The sequence below is a fragment of the Actinomycetospora sp. NBC_00405 genome (assembly GCF_036044095.1).
GTDB lineage: Bacteria > Actinomycetota > Actinomycetes > Mycobacteriales > Pseudonocardiaceae > Actinomycetospora > Actinomycetospora callitridis.
This window is the reverse complement of sequence record NZ_CP107938.1, coordinates 2805449-2822982: the sequence shown is the minus strand read 5'-3', so window position 1 is coordinate 2822982 and position 17534 is coordinate 2805449. Positions and strand designations below refer to the sequence as shown.

At 73.8% G+C, this 17534-nt stretch carries 16 protein-coding genes; 11 read left to right on the top strand and 5 right to left on the bottom strand.

All coding sequences use genetic code 11. The annotated features are described in order from the left end of the window. Positions 1-2: 2 nt before the first annotated feature. The 9 genes from OG774_RS13855 (at position 3) to OG774_RS13815 (ending at position 10533) form a co-directional block, all read left to right on the top strand. Complete coding sequence (locus OG774_RS13855) at positions 3-2324, top strand: hydantoinase B/oxoprolinase family protein (protein ID WP_328310318.1); 2322 nt, start codon at positions 3-5, stop codon at positions 2322-2324. Between the two features lie 12 nt (positions 2325-2336). Then, the gene (locus OG774_RS13850) at positions 2337-3935 is read left to right on the top strand and encodes an FAD-dependent monooxygenase (protein ID WP_328310317.1); all 1599 of its coding nucleotides are present in this window, start codon (positions 2337-2339) and stop codon (positions 3933-3935) included. Then, positions 3932-5539, top strand: a complete 1608-nt coding sequence (locus tag OG774_RS13845) for a (2,3-dihydroxybenzoyl)adenylate synthase (protein WP_328310316.1) — start codon at positions 3932-3934, stop codon at positions 5537-5539. Before OG774_RS13850 ends, OG774_RS13845 begins: the two co-directional genes overlap by 4 nt. Beyond that, positions 5536-6318 carry a maleate cis-trans isomerase family protein gene (locus OG774_RS13840; RefSeq protein WP_328310315.1) on the top strand — a complete coding sequence of 261 codons (783 nt, stop codon included), beginning with the start codon at positions 5536-5538 and terminating at the stop codon, positions 6316-6318. The genes OG774_RS13845 and OG774_RS13840 overlap by 4 nt, the downstream gene beginning before the upstream one ends. Continuing rightward, positions 6315-7562: a cytochrome P450 gene (locus OG774_RS13835; RefSeq protein WP_328310313.1), complete on the top strand. Its 1248-nt coding sequence runs from the start codon at positions 6315-6317 to the stop codon at positions 7560-7562. Before OG774_RS13840 ends, OG774_RS13835 begins: the two co-directional genes overlap by 4 nt. Positions 7563-7631: 69 nt before the next feature. Further along, on the top strand, positions 7632-8363 hold the full coding sequence (locus tag OG774_RS13830; RefSeq protein ID WP_328310311.1) for a TetR/AcrR family transcriptional regulator: 732 nt from the start codon (positions 7632-7634) through the stop codon (positions 8361-8363). A 45-nt stretch (positions 8364-8408) separates the two neighbouring features. Next, the gene (locus tag OG774_RS13825; protein ID WP_328310309.1) at positions 8409-9050 is read left to right on the top strand and encodes a VOC family protein; all 642 of its coding nucleotides are present in this window, start codon (positions 8409-8411) and stop codon (positions 9048-9050) included. After that, on the top strand, positions 9047-9289 hold the full coding sequence (locus OG774_RS13820) for a hypothetical protein (RefSeq protein ID WP_328310307.1): 243 nt from the start codon (positions 9047-9049) through the stop codon (positions 9287-9289). Before OG774_RS13825 ends, OG774_RS13820 begins: the two co-directional genes overlap by 4 nt. Beyond that, positions 9286-10533, top strand: a complete 1248-nt coding sequence (locus OG774_RS13815) for an alpha/beta hydrolase (RefSeq protein WP_328310305.1) — start codon at positions 9286-9288, stop codon at positions 10531-10533. Before OG774_RS13820 ends, OG774_RS13815 begins: the two co-directional genes overlap by 4 nt. 2 nt (positions 10534-10535) lie before the next feature. Here the strand turns inward: OG774_RS13815 and OG774_RS13810 are convergent, their stop codons facing one another. Beyond that, positions 10536-11099: a hypothetical protein gene (locus OG774_RS13810; RefSeq protein ID WP_328310303.1), complete on the bottom strand. Its 564-nt coding sequence runs from the start codon at positions 11097-11099 to the stop codon at positions 10536-10538. A gap of 133 nt (positions 11100-11232) precedes the next feature. Here OG774_RS13810 and OG774_RS13805 point away from each other — a divergent pair, with 133 nt between their 5' ends. Further along, the gene (locus tag OG774_RS13805) at positions 11233-12444 is read left to right on the top strand and encodes a sensor histidine kinase (RefSeq protein ID WP_328310301.1); all 1212 of its coding nucleotides are present in this window, start codon (positions 11233-11235) and stop codon (positions 12442-12444) included. After that, complete coding sequence (locus tag OG774_RS13800; protein ID WP_328310300.1) at positions 12441-13082, top strand: response regulator transcription factor; 642 nt, start codon at positions 12441-12443, stop codon at positions 13080-13082. The genes OG774_RS13805 and OG774_RS13800 overlap by 4 nt, the downstream gene beginning before the upstream one ends. A 170-nt stretch (positions 13083-13252) precedes the next feature. On the opposite strand, the gene OG774_RS13795 is transcribed toward OG774_RS13800, so the two are convergent. The 4 genes from OG774_RS13795 to OG774_RS13780 all read right to left on the bottom strand — a co-directional run bounded on the left by OG774_RS13795 (position 13253) and on the right by OG774_RS13780 (position 17495). Beyond that, positions 13253-14224 (bottom strand): mechanosensitive ion channel family protein, encoded by a 972-nt coding sequence (locus tag OG774_RS13795; protein ID WP_328310299.1) that lies wholly within the window; start codon positions 14222-14224, stop codon positions 13253-13255. A 279-nt stretch (positions 14225-14503) separates the two neighbouring features. After that, positions 14504-15949, bottom strand: a complete 1446-nt coding sequence (locus OG774_RS13790; protein WP_328310298.1) for an aldehyde dehydrogenase family protein — start codon at positions 15947-15949, stop codon at positions 14504-14506. Then, positions 15946-16641, bottom strand: coding sequence for a class II aldolase/adducin family protein (locus OG774_RS13785; protein ID WP_328310296.1), 696 nt, complete (start codon positions 16639-16641; stop codon positions 15946-15948). The genes OG774_RS13790 and OG774_RS13785 overlap by 4 nt, the downstream gene beginning before the upstream one ends. A gap of 116 nt (positions 16642-16757) precedes the next feature. After that, positions 16758-17495: an IclR family transcriptional regulator gene (locus OG774_RS13780; protein WP_328310294.1), complete on the bottom strand. Its 738-nt coding sequence runs from the start codon at positions 17493-17495 to the stop codon at positions 16758-16760. Between the last annotated feature and the right edge of the window lie 39 nt (positions 17496-17534).

Below are 17534 nucleotides of genomic sequence, written 5' to 3'. Positions count from 1 at the left end.
CCATGGCCATGGCCGTCCCCGGCTCCGAGAGGTTCTCGAGCCGCCCCGTCGATCCCGCCACGCTCGCCGGGTCGTTGCCCGCGAGCCTCCCGGTGCACACGGTGACCCAGGACCAGATCGACGCGCTCGACCCGCTGACCTACGAGGTCGTGCGCCACCGCCTCTGGTCGGTGACCGACGAGATGGGCGAGGCGCTCAAGCGCATGTCCGGCTCGCCGATCGTCACCGACGCCAACGACTTCGACTTCGCGGTCTCGGACGAGCTCGGCCAGGAGGTGCAGGTCGGGCTCTACAACACGATGCTCGTCGGCGCCGTCGACCTGGCCATCTACTGGACCCTGCAGCACCGCGCGACCAACCCCGGCATCGCCGAGGGCGACATGTTCCTGTGCAACGACCCGTGGGTCGGCGGCGGGCTGCACCAGAACGACGCGATGGTCTACCAGCCCGTGTTCTGGGACGGGAAGCTCTTCGGCTGGACCTCGGCGATCGCGCACCAGCCCGACCTGGGTGGCGTCGGGCTCGGCTCGTTCTCCCCGGCCGCGCAGGACGTGTTCTCCGAGTCGCTGCCCACCCCGCCGACGAAGGTCGTGCGCGACGGCCTCCTGCAGGACGACGTCGCCGACATGTGGGTGCGCCGCTCCCGGGTGCCGCTGATGATCGGGCTCGACCTGCGCGCGAAGGTCGGCGCCAACACCGTCGGGCGTGACCGCCTGCTCGCGGTCATCGCGCAGTACGGCGCGGACACGGTCAAGGCCGTCATGAAGCGGATGATGACCGACGCCGAGTCGCGCCTGCGCGGCAAGCTGCGCGGCCTGCCGAACGGCACGTGGCGCGCCACCGGCTACCAGGACCAGTCCCACACCGGGGACCGGAACCTGCACAAGATCACGGTGGCGATGTCCAAGGACGACGACCACCTGACGTTCGACTTCACCGGCACCGACCCGCAGACCGGCGTCATCAACTGCACCTACGCCGGCATGCGCGGCGGGGTCATGCTCGCCCTGCTGCCGCTGCTCGCGGGCGACATCCCGTGGTCGGCGGGCGGCCTGATGCGCTGCTTCGACCTCGTCGCCGAGGAAGGCACGATCAACAACGCGAGCTTCCCGGCGGCGGTGAGCCGCGGCCCGATCGGGCCCGCGTGGCTCACCGGCAACCTCGTCGCCGAGTGCCTCTCGCAGATGCTCGACCGGTCGCCGGAGCCGGGCATGCACGTCCAGGCGACGTGCTGCGGCACCTGGGACACGGCCGTCATCGCGGGCCTCGACGAGCGCGGGCCGGTCCCGAACCCCTTCCTGTCGATCATGATGGACCCGATGGCGGGCGGCTACGGCGCGCAGCCCGAGGCCGACGGCATGGACACCGGAGGGCTGTTCTGCATCCCGATGGGCCGGGTGCCGGACGTCGAGATGACGGAGTTCCTCTACCCGGTGCTCGCCCTGTGGCGCCGCGAGGAGCCCGACTCCGGCGGCCCGGGCCGGCGGCGCGGCGGGGTGTCCGCGTCGATGGCGATCACCCCGCACGGGACGAGCTTCCCGATCGGCCTCGTGCTGGCGTCGGCGGGCAAGGCCGTCAGCCAGAACAACGGCCTGGCCGGCGGTTACCCCGGCAACACCGGCGTCGAGCGGATCGCGCGCGGCAGCGACCTGTCCGCCGTGCTCGCCGACGGGCGGTTGCCCGCGGACCTCGACGAGATCGGCGGCGAGCAGGAGACGTGTCCCTGCTACGGCGAGACCTACGTGGCGCCCGGCGAGGTGTTCACGATGTTCTGGCAGGGCGGCGGCGGGTACGGCGACCCCCTGACCCGTGACCCCGAGGACGTCGCCCGCGACGTGCGCGAGCTCAAGGTGGGCGCGGAGAACGCGCCGGCGGCCTACGGCGTCGTCCTCGACGGCAGCGGTGCCCCCGACCTCGCGGCCACCGAGCGGCTGCGGGGGGAGATGCGGGACGCGCGCCGGTCGCGTGGGGTGTCCGGTGGCGGTGAGCGCGCCACGATCGACGTCTCCGGCGGGCGTCGCCTCGACGACAACCTCGTCGCGGTCGGGGCGGGTGCGGACCAGCAGGTGGCGTGCCGGCACTGCGCGACGCTGCTCGGGACGGGCACGGAGGGCGCGCTGGACCTCGTGCGCTACGAGGGCCCGGCCACCGACGCCGGACCGCAGATCGCGCCCGACGCCGACTTCTACGTCGACCAGGCCGTGCAGTTCCGCCAGTACTGCTGCCCGGGCTGCTCCACCGCGATCTCCACCGCGGTCGTCCCGGTCGACCACGTCGACGACATCACCCGCGCGAGCCGCGTCCTCGCCGACGCGGGCCGGTAGGAGCACCCGGAGATGCTGCATCGCGTCGCCGTGCTCGGCGGGGGCCCCGGAGGGCTCTACGCCGCACGGCTGCTGAAGCTCGCCCGTCCCGGGACCGAGGTCGTCGTGCACGAGCAGGGTGCGCCCGACGAGACCTTCGGCTTCGGGGTCGGGCTGGCCGCCCGGACCCAACGTCGCCTCGAGGAGGCGGATCCCGCGACCCTGCGCGACATCCTCGCGGGCTCGTACGCCCACGACATGCGGATGCGCGTCGGCGCCCGGGAGGCCGGGATGAGCGTGTCGAGCCTGGTCGCCGTCGGGCGCGCGGATCTCCTGAGCGTGCTCCAGCGTCACGCCGAGGACGCCGGGGTGAAGCTCGAGTTCGGGGTGCGGCGGACCGCCGACGAGCTCGATGCCGACCTGGTGATCGCCGCGGACGGGGTGGGGAGCGCGACGCGCTCGGCGTCTCCGGAGGCGTTCGGCGCCGAGGTCGAGCCTGGGACGGGCTGGTACCTGTGGGCGGGGACGGACGTCGCCCTGGACCATGCGCTGTTCGCGCCGGAGCGCACGGAGCACGGCGTGTTCGTGACGCACGCCTACCCGTACGCGCCGGACCGCAGCACGTTCCTCGTCGAGACCGACGAGGCGACGTGGCGGATGGCGGGGTTCGAGGCGACCACGGCGGCGACCCCGTTCGACGCCTCCGACGTCGCCGCGCTCGAGTACCTCTCCGACGTGTTCGCGCCGCACCTGGGCGGGCACCGGCTGATCGGGAACCGCACGCGCTGGCTGCAGTTCCGCACGGTGCGCTGCGCGCGCTGGCACGACGGGCGCACGGTGCTTCTCGGGGACGCGGCGCACACGGCGCACTACTCCGTCGGCTCGGGGACGAAGCTCGCGATGGAGGACGCGATCGCGCTGGTCTCGGCCCTGGACACCGGGGACGACCTCGACGCGGCGCTGACCGCGTACACCGGGGCGCGCCGTCCCGCGGTCGGCCGCATCCAGGACATCGCGGAACGCTCCCGGCGGTGGTGGGACACGTTCCCGGAGCGTCTCGAGCTACCGGTCGAGCAACTCCTGGTCGCGTACATGAGCCGATCCGGCAATGTGCCGCTCGACCGGTTCGCGACGGGGTCGCCCGAGGTGGTGCACGCGGCGCTGGAGCAGTGGTCGGGGGAGGAGCCCGGCGGCGACTCCCTGGCGGAGTGGGTGCTCGCACGGCCGTGGCGGCCCTCGACACCGGGACAGGAACCCGTCGCGGGGAACAACGCCGTCGGGCCCCGGGGGTTCGACTCCCGGGTGGTCGCCGACGACCCGGATGCGCTCGATGCCACCGTCCTCGACGTCGGGACCGACGCCCGGCCCGCCGGCTCGGAGGCGGTCGTCGAGGACGCGGTGCGTCGCGGCGAGACGCTGACCGGCTGCGTCTGGCTCACGGGCGGCGACGACCGCTCGAGCCTGCTCACGCGGCTCGAGGTCGCCGAGCGTCTCCGCCGCCGGACGGACGCGCTCGTCGTCGTCGCGGGACCGGACGAGCTGCGCGCCGACCTGGCCGACGGCCTCGTCGCGGACCGAGCGCACCTGGTGGCGCTTAGGGGCAGGCGCAGTGACGGGGGACGGGCCCGATGACGACCACTCAGCAGTACTTCCCGACCGACGTCGCGGCCACCTACCGGGACGCCGGGCTCTGGGGGACCCGGACGGTCGCCGACGAGTTCCACGCGGTCGCTCGGACGCACCCCGCGAACGACGCCGTGGTGACGGCCGAGGGACGGCTGACCTACGCCGAGCTCGACGCCCGCACCGACCGCATCGCCGTCGGACTCGCCGACCTCGGTCTGCACCCGGGCGACCCCGTGCTCGTCCAGATCACGAACCGCCTCGAGGCCGTCGTGGCCTGGTACGCGCTGCTCAAGGCCGGGCTCGTGCCCGTCGCGACCCTCGCCGCACACCGCGGCCACGAGATCACCCACATCGGCCGGGCGGTGGGCGCGCGGGCGCACCTCGTGGAGGCCGGCACGCGGGGCACCGACCTCGTCGCGTTCGCCCACGAGCAGGCGCGCGGGCACCCGACGATGCGGCACATCCTCGTCCTCGGCGACCTGCCCGTCGCCGGCGTCGACCCCGCGGAGGCCCGTCGACGCGTCGAGACGATCCAGCGGGGGATCGATCCCGACGACGTGGCGGTCTTCCAGCTCTCCGGCGGCACCACCGGGGTGCCGAAGCTGATCCCGCGCCTGCACGCCGAGTACTGGTACAACGCCCGGGCCTACGCCGCGTTCCTGGGCTGGGGTGCCGACGACCGCGTCGGTCACCTCATCCCGATCATCCACAACGCCGGCATCGTGTGCGGCGTCCACGCCCCGCACAGCGTCGGCGCGTGCCTCGTGCTCACCGACCACGACCTCGAGACGGCCATGCCGGTGCTCGTCGCCGAGCGCACCACGGTGGTGCTGTTCGGGCACGTCCACTACCGCGCTCCCGAGCACTCGCTCTACCCCGCGCTCGCCGGGTCGCTGCGCACGGTCGTCCTCTCCGGCGCGAAGGTCTCCGAGGAGCTCTTCGCGGCGACCGGGCAGGACGGCGTCGCGGTCGGCCAGCTCTTCGGGATGGCCGAGGGCATGTTCCTGGTGACGCCGCTCGACGCGTCGCCGGAGCTGCGCCGCACCACGGTCGGGGCACCGATCTCCCCGCTCGACGAGGTCCGGGTGCTCGAGCCCGGGGGCGAGGACGAGGTCCCCGACGGCGAGGTGGGCGAGCTGTCCTGTCGGGGCCCGTACACATTGCGCGGGTACTACGGGACGGACAGACCCGAGGCCTTCACCGCCGACGGCTTCTACCGCACGGGCGACCTCGCGAAGGCCACGACGATCGACGGGCTCCGCGCGTTCTCGATCGAGGGCCGCATCAAGGACCTCATCAACCGGGGCGGCGAGAAGATCAACGCGGAGGAGGTCGAGCTCCTGCTGCTCGCCCACCCGCACGTCGTCGAGGCGGCCCTCGTCGCGATGCCCGACCCGCGGCTGGGGGAACGGGGCTGCGCCTACCTCGCCACCGACGGCACCCCCGTCACCCTCGCCGACCTGCAGCACCACCTCCGCGCCCTCGACGTCGCGAAGTTCAAGTGGCCGGAGCGCGTGGAGCTCCTCGAGGCCCTGCCGCGGACGAAGGTCGGGAAGCTCGACAAGAAGGCCATGGCCGCCGACATCGCCGCGCGTCTGGAGAACCCGTGAGCCACCACCGCATCGGGATGATCGTCCCGAGCTCCAACGTGACGGTCGAGACCGAGATCCCGGCCCTGCTGGCCCGCCACGCGAGCGCCACCTTCTCCTTCCACGGCAGCCGGATGCGCATGCACACCGTGTCGCCCGAGGAGCTCGTCGCGATGAACGCCCAGCGCGGGCGCTGCGTCGACGAGCTCGCCGACGCCGGGGTCGACGCGCTGCTCTACGCGTGCCTCGTCGCCGTGATGGCGCAGGGCGCGGGGGAGCACCGGCGGGTCGAGGCGGAGGTCGCCGCCCAGCTCACGGAACGCGGTCTGCCGGCCGGGCTCGTCTCGAGCGCCGGCGCCCTGGTCGAGGCCCTCGCCGCCGCGTCGTACCACCGGGTCGCGCTCGTCATGCCCTACATGCGGCCGCTGGCCGAGCAGGTCGTCGCGTATCTGGGGGCGGAGGGCGTCGAGGTCGTCGACTGGGTGGCGCTCGAGGTCGGCGACAACGCCGAGGTCGGCTGCATCCCGGGCGACCGGGTGCTCGGCGCCGCCCGCGGGCTCGACCTGTCCGGCGTCGACGCCCTGGTGATCTCCTGCTGCGTCCAGATGCCCTCGCTGCCACTGGTGGCCGTCGCCGAGGCCGAGCTCGGGCTGCCGGTGCTCTCGGCCGCCACGGCGGGCGCGTTCTGCCTGCTCCGCGCGCTGGGACTGGCGCCGGAGATCCCGGATGCCGGGGCACTGCTCGCGGGCCGTGCCGGCGCCCGCCCGTCCATCACCACCACCCTGGAGCGTGCCCGATGACCGTCGAGGACCAGCCCACCGTCGCCGAGCCCACTCTCTCCGGGCCCGCTCTCTCCGGGCCGCAGGCGTTCAACCCGTTGGCCGCCGGCCCGCTCGCCGAGGTCCGGGAGGGACTCGGGAGCATCCGGGAGTCCGGCTGCCCGGTACACCGTGTGGCCCCCGGCCTGGGCTTCGTCGGGCAGCACGACCTGGTGCGCGAGACGCTCCTCGACCACGGGACCTTCAGCAACCAAGGCAACTTCGTCCTCGAGGGCGACGACCCGGACGACCCGCCGCCGTCGCTGATCACCCAGAGCGACCCGCCCGAGCACGCTGCCCTGCGATCGCTGCTGCGGCCCGGGTTCGCCCGCAAGGTCATCACCGACGCCGCCCCCTGGGTCCGCGCCTACACCGACGAGCTCATCGACGCCCTGCCCGACGGCGGCCCCGCCGACCTGGTGGGCGACATCGCGTTGCCGCTCACCGCCAAGGTCATCGCGCGCCTCGTCGGGGTGCCCGCGGAGGATGCGGCGGAGCTCGCGCAGCTCTCGCTGGACATCACCGCGATCCTGCCCGTCAGCTTCGTCGGTACCGACGCGTGGCAGCGTCTCGAGGCCTACTTCACCGACGCCGCGCGACAGCGCCGGGCGGCCACGGACCCGCCGGACGACCTCGTCACGCGTCTCGCCCTCGGCCGGATCGACGGGCGTGAGCTGGGCGAGCGGGAGGTGGCCTTCCACGCCTGGCAGCTCTTCGTCGCCGGGCTCGAGAGCACGGCGTACACGATCGGCTCGACCATGTGGCAGCTCCTCGCCGACCGCGGGCGCTGGGAGCGCCTCGTCGCCGATTCCTCGCTGCTCGACAACGTCCGGGAGGAGGGCCTGCGCCACGGGTCAGCGATCCGCTGGGTCCTGCGGACCGTCACGGAGCCGACCGAGGTGCGCGACGAGGCGCTCGCGGCGCAGGACCGGGTGATCATCGGACTGGAATCCGCGAACATGGACGCGGCCGTGTTCGGCGACGACGCGGAGACCTTCGTGATGGAACGGCCGACGGCGCGCCGGCACGTGTCGTTCGGCCACGGCATCCATCTCTGCCTGGGCGCGGAGCTCTCGCGCATCGAGATCGCGACGGCGCTGCAGGCCCTCGTCGAGCGGCTGCCCACGCTCGCCCTGGCGCCGGGCGCGCAGTACCGCGACGTCGCGTCGCCGATGTTCTGCGGCCCCCAGCGCGTCGACGTCGTCTGGAGTGCCTCCGGCAGGTGAGCCCGTCGAGGGCCGCCGGCCCCTCGCGCTGCTCACCCGCCGCAGGCGCCCGACGTATCGTCACCGCTCATGAGCGCGCCGGGACAGTCGGACGAGGCCCCTGTCCGGAGGCCTCGTCGCGAGCTGGTCGAGGCCCAGATCTACGAGCAGGCCACCCGGCTCTTCGCCGAGCGCGGCTTCGCGGGCACGAGCCTGCAGGACATCGCCGACGCCATGGGCATGACGCGGCCGTCGCTCTACTACTACGTCAAGAACAAGGACGAGCTGCTCGCGCGGCTCGTCACCGAGATCACCGAGGCCCCGGCGGCGGCCACGGAGGAGATCGCCGACCGCGACGCCGACGCGCCGACCAAGCTGCGCGAGCTCGTCCGGCTCATCGCCGGGCAGCAGGCCCGGCACGCGGCGCGGTTCCAGCTGGTGATCCGTTCGGAGTCGGAGCTCCCCGACGACCTCGCCGTCGCCCACGAGGCCGCGAAGCGCCGCGTGCTCGACGGGTTCGGCCGCATCGTCGACCAGGGCGTCCGCAGCGGCGAGTTCCGTCCGCGTCCGGTGCGGACGACCGCGCTGGCCCTGATCGGCATGTGCAACTGGGTCGCGTGGTGGTTCAACCCCGCGGGTCCGCAGTCGCCCGAGGAGGTCGCGGAGCAGATGGCGGAGATGGCGTTCGCGCTGGTCGCGCAGGCCCCCGACCGCACGCCCGACGCCCCGCGTCCCGACGATCCCGCGGCCGCGCTGCGGCTGTTGCGCCAGGACCTGGACTATCTCGAGAGCGTCATCACGACGCGGACGTCGAAAGATTGACGCTTACGTCGAGAACTCCTACGCTGAGCGACAGGAGGTTCGACGATGACACTCGAGCACAAGGTCCGCGGCGTGGACCACACGGCGTTCCCGACGTTCGATCCCGCCGGGACGGTGCGCTTCTACCGCGACGTCCTCGGCTTCCCGGTCGTGCACTCGATCTGTGCCGCGGGCTGGGGCCCGGAGAACCACCCGGACTTCATCCACTTCTTCTTCGACATCGGCAACGACGACCGGATCGCGTTCTTCTACTACTTCGGTCTCGAGCCGATCCACGACCAGGAGCGCGGCGACGTCTACGCCGGCTTCGGGCCCGAGGTGCCCGAGTTCTTCGTCCGGTCGCGGCACCTCGCGATCCACGTCGACGACCAGGACGACCTCCTGGAGTACCGGCGCCGGCTCGACGACTCCTCCTGGCCGGTCGAGATGCAGATCCAGCACGAGACGATCGAGTCGATCTACACGCACGACCCCAACGGCTACATGGTCGAGTTCACCCGCGCGATGCGTCCCGTGACGCCGCAGGAGGACCTCGACGCGAACCTGACGATCGACGCGCTGCTCGACGTGGTCGCCGAGCCCGAGCCGTCGTTCGGCAAGCTCCTGGCGCGCAAGGCCGAGCTGATCGTCGAGCGGGCCGGCGCGTGGGAGCAGGCACAGCGGGAACTCGCGCAGGCCGACCGATGACCGCGCTCTACGTCCTCGACGTCCCCGAGAACACGTCGGTGGCCAAGGTCGCGGCGGAGGCGGGCGCGGCCGTCGGCAGGATCGGCCCGTACTTCGAGATCACCGCCGATGGGTCGATCGTCGTGGACCGTCGCGCCACCGGCTGCCGGCACGCGGTCTGGTACAGCTGCGTGGCCGGCGTCGCGGGCGGGCGCATCGTGCAGCACGACAAGGACGCCCTGCAGGTCGACCCGGCATGAGCGCCCCGACCCGCCTCGGTGCGGGGCGCTACGTCGCGGTGGACGATCGACCGGCCGCGACGGTCACGAGCGTCCACGAGCTGACGACCGCCGACGGTGCGACCGTGCGGGGCGTGCTCGCCACGGTGCCGGGCGCGCGGACGGTCGTCGCCCTGATGCATCCGCGCCAGGACGTCACCCACCATGCGCTCGTCCCGCAGCTCCTCGCGGCCGGGGCGGCGGTGTGGACCCAGCACACGAGGTCGGTGAACAACGACCTGACGCTGGTGCACGAGCAGGCGCTGCTCGACGTCGCGGCCGGCGTGGTGTTCCTGCGCGAGCAGGGCTACTCCTCGATCGTCCCGCTCGGGCACTCCGGCGGCGGCACGCTCTTCGCCTTCTACCTCGAGCAGGCCGGGCTGGCGGGCGAGGACCGGATCGCGACGACGCCGGGCGGGCGGCCGACGGCGCTCGCCGACGCGACGATGCCGACGGTCGACGGCGTCGTGTTCCTCGCTCCGCACCCGGGGCAGGGGCGGCTGCTGCTCGGCTGCATCGACCCCTCGGTCGCCGACGAGGCCGACCCCCTCGCCGCGGTGCCCGAGCTCGACGCGTTCGACCCCCGCAACGGCTTCGCCGAGCCGCCCACCAGCGCGTCGTACTCCGCGGAGTTCCTCGAGCGCTACCGGGCGGCGCAGGTCGCCCGTGTCGCCCGCCTCGACGCACGCGCCCGCGCGCACCTCGCCCGCACCACCGAGGCGCGGGCCCTGCACAGACGCACGGGTGCCGTCGCGGATCGTCGTCGGGCGCTGGCGCCGGAGATCATGACGGTGTTCCGCACCGACGCCGACCCCCGCACGGTCGACCTCTCGCTCGACCCGAGCGACCGCCCCTACGGCTCGCTCTTCGGCGCCCGGCCCGACCTCATCAACTACGGGCAGGTCGGGTTCGGCCGGTTGACGACGCCGGAGGCGTGGCTCTCGACGTGGTCGGGGCTGAGCTCGAACGCCGACTTCGCGCGGTGCGCGCCCGGGGTCACGGCACCCAGCCTGTTCGTCGAGCTCACCGGCGACCAGGCCGCCTTCCCGTCCGACTCGCGCCGGATGGTCGCCGCGCTCGGCAGCACCGACCTGACGCACGAGAGCGTGCGCGGGACGCACTTCGGCGGCGCGATCGCGCCCGGGGAACCCACGGGCAACGCGCTGGCCGCGGAGCGGATCGCGGCGTGGCTCGGCGAGCGTCACGAGCTCGCGCCGCCGGCCTGAGATCACCGTGACGCCGTCGTCGGCGTCGTCAGGAACCGCGCCGGGCCGGTGACGAACCAGATCACGGTGACGAGCCCGAGCCGCCCGAACCACGGGGTGAGCGCGGCGAGATCGGCGTCCGGGCCGGCGAGCAGGTGCACGACGCCCAGCACCGCTGCGCAGATCGCTGCTGCGACCACCCACCGGGCGAACCGGTCCCACTCGTGCCGCGCGCGCTCCGGGCCCTGCTTCGGCAGCGCGACCGGCGCCGGTCCGCCGGCCCAGCGGTACGCGGCCCGCACGTCGGCCCACCGGATCAGCACGGGGCCGAAGGCCACGGAGACACCGACGTAGATCGCGGCGAGCCCGTGGGCGGAGGTCGCGGCCCCGCCGGAACGGATGTCCAGGACCGCGGTCGCGAGGATGCCGAGGTCCACGAGGATCGTGCCGGCGAGCAGCACGGCGCCCAGCCGCGGCCGCCGCAGGAGGTAGCGCGCGGCGAGGCCGGCCGCGATCAGGACCCAGAACAGGACCTCGCCCACGAGCAGGGCGACGAACGCGGGGGACGTGAACACCTCGGGGCTCATGGTGTCGAGCCTCCGGCGCGAACGGGCCGCGCCGCGTCGGTCCGGCGCCGCGTCCCGTGTCATCCCTTCGTCGCACACCACGGGGGTCGGGCGACGGATCCGGACGCGGCTCCGACCGTGGTGGGATGGCCGCGTGCAGGTGCTGACGACGGTCCGCGCCGCGATGCCCCGACCGTGGTGGTGGGACGGCGGGATCGCGGTGCTCTACGCCGTGGTCGCCGTGCTCGGGGTGCTCGTCTGGCCGCTGTTCGTCCTCCCTCCCGGCCTGCCGGTCCCGCCGGTGCTGAGGCTCGCGGTCCCCCTGGTGCTCGCGGCCCTCACGGTGCTCCGCACCCGGCGGCCCGTGCCGGCCCTGCTCGCCGCCGTCCCGCTCGTCGTGCTCGACGCGGCGCTCGGCCTGTCGCTCGCGGCGGCCCTGGTGCTGGCGGACCTCCTCTACTGCGTGGCGCTGCACGGCTCGACGGCGGCCAGCGAGCGCGTCCGCACCGCCTCGTTCACGGCGTTCGGCGGGCTCGTCGTCCTCGTGCTGCTGGTGACGGGGGACGCGCGGACCACGGCCACCACGGCCCTGTCGGCCAGCGCGGTGCTCCTGCTGCCGGTGGCCTGGGCGCGGGAGGTCCGTCGCCCCACCGAGGAGGCCGCCGCGACCCGACGGGAGGCGGCGCAGGCGGCGCGGATCGCCGAGCTCGACCGTCGCGGCGCCGTCGCCGACGAGCGGGCACGGGTGGCGCGCGATCTGCACGACTCCGTGGCCGGGCACCTCTCGGCGATCGCCCTGCAGTCCCAGGCCGCGTTGGGCGCCGACGCGACGACGCCCGGCGGCAGCGCCCTGCGCGACAGGGTGCTGACCTCGGTCCGCGAGAACAGCGTGCGCGCTCTGGACGAGATGCGCGCCCTCATCGACGTGCTGCGGCGCGACGAGGAGGGCGACGGCACCGACGAGGCGCGCCGGGTGCCGGCCCGGCTCGCGGACCTGCCGGAGCTGGTGGAGTCGGCGCGGGTCGGAGGCCTCGTGGTGGACGCCGATCTCGCGGCGCTCGACGACGAGGCCGTCCCGGCGCCCGTGGGGCTCACGGTCTACCGGATCGCGCAGGAGGCGCTGACCAACGTCGGCCGACACGCGCCCGGGGCGACCGTGACGCTCGCGCTCGCGCGTGACGACGCCGACCTGGTGCTCGACGTGAGCAACACGGTGCCTGCCCCCACGGTGCCGCGACCCGGCTCCGGCACCGGGGTGGAGGGGATGCGCGTGCGGGCCGAGGCCGTCGGGGGATCGGCGAGTGCGGGGCCGGACGGCGACCGGTGGCGCGTGTGCGCGCGACTGCCGCTCGGGGCGTCGTCGTGACCATCCGGGTGCTGATCGCCGACGACCACGAGGCCGTGCGGACAGGACTCGTCATGATCCTCTCGGCCGCCGCCGACATCGAGGTCGTCGGCGAGGCGGGGGACGGCGACGCCGCGATCCGCCGCGCGCGGGACCTCCGGCCGGACGTCGTGCTCATGGACGTGCGCATGCCGTCGACCGACGGGATCGCCGCGACCCGGGAGCTCACGTCCGACGGTGTCTGTGCGGTCCTCGTCCTGACGACCTTCGACCACGACGAGTACGTCTTCGCCGCACTGCGCGCCGGTGCGGCGGGCTTCCTGCTCAAGTCGGCCGACGCCGCGCGCCTGGTCGACGGCGTCCGTCGCGTCGCAGCGGGGGAGGGGGTGCTCGAGCCCGGTATCACGCCGCGGGTGATCGCCGCCGCCGTCACCGCGGAGCCGGCCGCCGAGGCGCCGCCCGGCATCGGCGACCTGACCGATCGCGAGCGGGAGGTCTTCGCGGTCCTCGGTGAGGGCCTGTCCAACCACGAGATCGGGCGGCGCCTGCGCCTGTCGGAGGCGACGGTGAAGACCCACGTCTCGCGCGTGCTCGCGAAGCTCGACCTGCGCTCGCGCACCCAGGCCGCGATCGTCGCCTCGCGCCTGTCCCGGCCGTAGCGGCGGCCGTTCTCGACGTGGCGTTGGCCGCGGAGGGCGATCGACCCGCGGTCGACGCTTCGAGAACCGAAGGATCCGCAGCACCCCTCCCGGAGTCGTCGCGACGCCGGTAGAGACACGACCGCCCCGGCGCGGGTGCGCGCCGGGGCGGTCGTGCGGGTCGTCGGGCGTCAGCGCCGAGGAGTGCCCCCCGGCGGGGTGCCGGGCGACACGGGCTCGGTGGCGCCGGCGCCGTAGGGGTCGCCGGGACGGGTCGCCGGGCCCGCCTGACCGGGCTGGGCGTACGGGTCGCCACCGGGGACGGCCGTCCCCTGCGGCGGCGTCGGTGCGGCCGGAGGAGCCCCTCCGTCGTGAGCACCGTCGCGCCCGTTGGCGCGCATCCCGCTCGGGGCGTGGGCCCGGGCGTCCGCCTCGGCCCGCTCGCGACCGACCTGCATGTCGCGCTGGACCTGGTCGGACTGCAGCTGGGCCTTGCGGTAGCCGGAGTTGATGAGGTCGGCGGCGGCGTCACGCCCACCGAGACCGAAGGCGAGCGCCGAGCCCAGCGCGACCGCGCCGATCAGGGCGATGTAGGTGGCGGTGACGATCGTCTGCGCGATGCCCAGCTGGTTGAGGATCATGAAGACGGCGATGGCCATGACCAGCGTCGGGGCGGCGCTGCGCGCCACCCGGCCGGTGGGGGTGTCGCCCATGGTGCGGTGCACGAGGCCACCGACGGCGGCGGCGATCGCCGCGGCCACCAGGAAGATCAGCACGGCGGCGAGGACGTTCGGCAGGTACGAGAGCACCAGGTTCACGAACCCGGTGACGGCGGGGATGTTCAGCGTCCCGACCGCGGAGACGATGACGAAGACGAGCAGCACCCACTGCACGACAAGGCCGACGAGCTTGGACGGGCTGCCGTCGGGGGAGAAGCGACCGACGTACTCGCCGCCGCGACCGTGGGTCAGCCGCTCGTCGAGGCGGACGCGCCGCAGCAGCTTCGTGATCCCGGCCCGGAGGAGCCGCGCGATGATGTAGCCGATGAGCAGGACGAGCAGCGCACCGATGATGTTCGGTACGTAGTTCAGGAGGGTGGTGAAGGCATTCTGCAGGCTCTGCAGAATGTTGAATCCACCGCCTCCGGACGATGCGGGTGGCATGCGGTTCTCCGTTCTCGCCGATCGGTCGTGGAATCCCGTGGTCCCCGATCGGCGTCGGCGATAACCGCTCCGTCACCCGTTCGCCGTGTCCGGCCCGGCGGTGCAAAGGCGTCACATCGCCCGGTCCGGGGACCGGGCACGTATCGGATACCTGCGGCGGCATCCGACTCCCCGGTACTCGTCGGGGCGTGCCGCCGATGGACGACGCCACGCACTTCCGGGCGGCGGAATGGCGGTCCTCGGAGGAACTGACGGCTTTCAATCCGTCGTCGTCGGTCCTCAGCGGCCGTAGTTGATGTGCACGTTCTTGAGCTGTGTGTACGAGAAGAGCTCGTCGAGGTCCTCCTCGCGGCCGATGCCGCTGTCCTTGACCCCGCCGAACGGCGTGCCGGGGACGTGGCGGCCGACCTCGTTGACCCAGACGTAGCCCGCCTCGAGATCCTCGGCGAAGCGGTGCGCGGTGCCGAGGTCGCGGGTGAATACGCTCGCCGTCAGGCCCAGCGAGGTCCCGTTCGCGATCTCCAGCGCCTCGTCCGCGTCGGCGAAGGGCATCACGGCGAGCACCGGCCCGAAGATCTCCTCCTGGGCGAGGCGCGAGCGCGGGTCGACGCGGTCGAACACCGCAGGCCGCACGAACAGCCCGTCGGCGAGGGCGCCGTCGGTGACGCGGTCGCCGCCGGTGCAGAGCCGCGCGCCCTCGTCTTGGCCAAGCCGGACGTAGCCGAGGACCTTCTCGAGCTGCCCGGTGTTGACGATCGCGCCGGTGTCGGCGCCCGGGTCGTCGGGCAGGCCGGGACGCAGGGCGGAGACCGTCTCGACGAGGCGCTCGACGAACGCGGCGTGGATGTCGCGGTGCACCACGACACGCGAGAGCGACCCGCACGACTGGCCCTGCCAGGTGAAGTTCATGCCTCGCACCGAGGCCGCCACGGCCGTGTCGAGGTCGGCGTCGGGGAAGACGACCAGCGGGTTCTTGCCGCCGAGCTCGAGGGTGACGGTCTTGACGCCGACCTCGGCGGCCCGGCGCTGGATGGCCCGCCCCGTCGCGGCGGACCCTGTGAACGCGAGGCGGCGCACGTCGGGGTGCGCGACGAGCGCGTCGCCGGAGCCCGCGCCCGTCCCGGTGACGATGTTGAGCACGCCGGGCGGGAGGACGTCGGCGGCGAGCTCGCCGAGGCGCAGGGCCGAGAGGCTCGTGTGCTCGCTCGGCTTGATCACCACGGCGTTGCCGGCCGCGAGCGGGGCCGCGATCTTCGACGCCGCGAACATCAGCGGGTGGTTGAACGGGATCAGCCGTCCGACCACGCCGTAGGGCCGGCGCAGCGAGTACGTCAGCGTCCCCGGCTCGCTCGGGACGGTGTCGCCGTGCAGCTGCAGGACGAGGCCTGCGTAGTAGCGCAGGTAGAAGACCGCCATGTCGACGTCGCGGCGCATCTCGCGCAGCAGGCTGCCGTTGTCGTCGGCGTCGAGCCGGGCCAGCTCGTCGGCGTGGCGCTCGATGACGTCCGCGAGGGTCGTGAGCGCCTGCGAGCGCACGGCGGGGGCGGCCCGCCGCCACCCCGGGAAGGCCGCGCCCGCCGCGGCGACGGCGTCGTCGACGTCCGCGGCCGTGGCCTCCGGGATCGCGGCGAGGACCTGGCCCGTCGACGGGTTCGGGGTCTCGAGCACGCCGCCGTCGGAGGCGGGGCGGAGCGTGCCGCCGATGAGCATCTCGGGGCGTCTCACGGCGTCTGCTCCAGGGCGCGGACGAGGTGCTCCCAGACCGCGGCGATCGCCGTCGGCGAGTAGATGTGCTCCCTCTTGGCGAGGGCCTCCCCGGGCGGCGACCAGGAGGGCCAGCCGCCCGCGGAGCGGGTGAGGATCTGCTGGGCGCAGGCGCGCTCGAGGATCACGGCCGTCACCACCGCGGTCGGCAGGTCGGGCCCGACGGTGACGATGCCGTGGTTGACCAGGAAGAGCGCGTTGCGGTCGCCGAGGTCGGCGGCGACCCGCTTGCCGAGCTCCTCGGTGAGGATCAGGTCCGCGGTGTCGGTGAAGCGCGGGACGTCGGGCGGGGTGAACATCGTCGCCCCGTGGCTCACCGGCAGGAGCGGCTGGCCGGTGGCGGCGAGTGCCACCGCATGGGGCGGGTGCGTGTGGACGACCGCGCCGACGTCCGGCCGGGCCGCCAGGATCTCGGTGTGGATCGGGTACTCGCTGTGCCGCGAGCCCGGTCCGCCCTCGACGACGCCGCCGTCCGCGGCGACGAGGTGCACCCGCTGCGGGGTGATCTCCTCCAGACCCCACTCGGCGGTCTTGATCCACACGCCCCGACCGTCCGGGTCGCGGACCGAGGCATGGCCCCAGACCAGGTCGCCGTGTCCGTTCGCGGCGAGCACCCGGGACGCGGTGGCGACCAGGGACGCGGTCTCGTGCATGCGGTGTCCTCCGTGAGCGACGTCGGTCACGTTTCGCTGAGTAGACGTATAGTCTGCTCAGCAGAACGCTCGGGGGAGATTCTGCTGGAAAGAACCGCGGCGTGGCCGGCGGATCGTCAGCCGGCGCCGAGGTCGCGCGCGATCCCCCGTGCGGTGGCGGCGAGGAGCCCCGCCCACTCGGTGAGGCGGTCGCGGCGGTAGCGCGCGGTGGGCATGGAGATCGAGATGCCGCCGGCGAGCCCGTCGGTCGGCACGGCGGCGCCCACGGCGGTCACCCCGGTCTCGGTGCGCTGGTCGTTGACGGCGAAGCCCTGGCGCCGGATGCGGCGCAGCTCGCGGACGAGGCCGTCGACGTCGGCGACCGGCGATTCCGCTCCGCGGTAGAGCGCGCGGAGCTCGTCCTCGTCCCGGGTGGCCAGCACGGCCCGCCCGCCCGAGGCCAGGTGCGCGGGCAGGACCCGACCGCCGCGGTCGCCCACGCGCAGCACCCGGTCGCACTCGACGGACGCCACGAACCGCGCCTGGTCACCGACCACCACCACGAGGTTCGTGGTCTCGTCGGTCCGCGCCGTGAGGTCCTGCAGGTGCGGCAGCGCGACGCGGCGCAGCTCGGCGGCCGGCTCGGGCGTGGTCGGTCGGCGCAGGACGGGCCCGGCGACGTAGCGGCGGTCCTCGTCCTGCTCGGCGAAGTCGCGGTAGACGAGCATCGCGAGCAGCCGGTGCGCCGTGGAGCGGGCCACGCCCAGGCGCTCCGCGGCCTCGCTGACGCGCAGCGGGCCCTCCTGCTGCAGCATCGCCGCGAGACGCAGGGCGTAGTCCACGGACTGGATCCCGTACGTCGGCCTGTTCTGCACTCCAGAAGAGTAGGACTCGCCGGGCAGAACGCTCCTAGG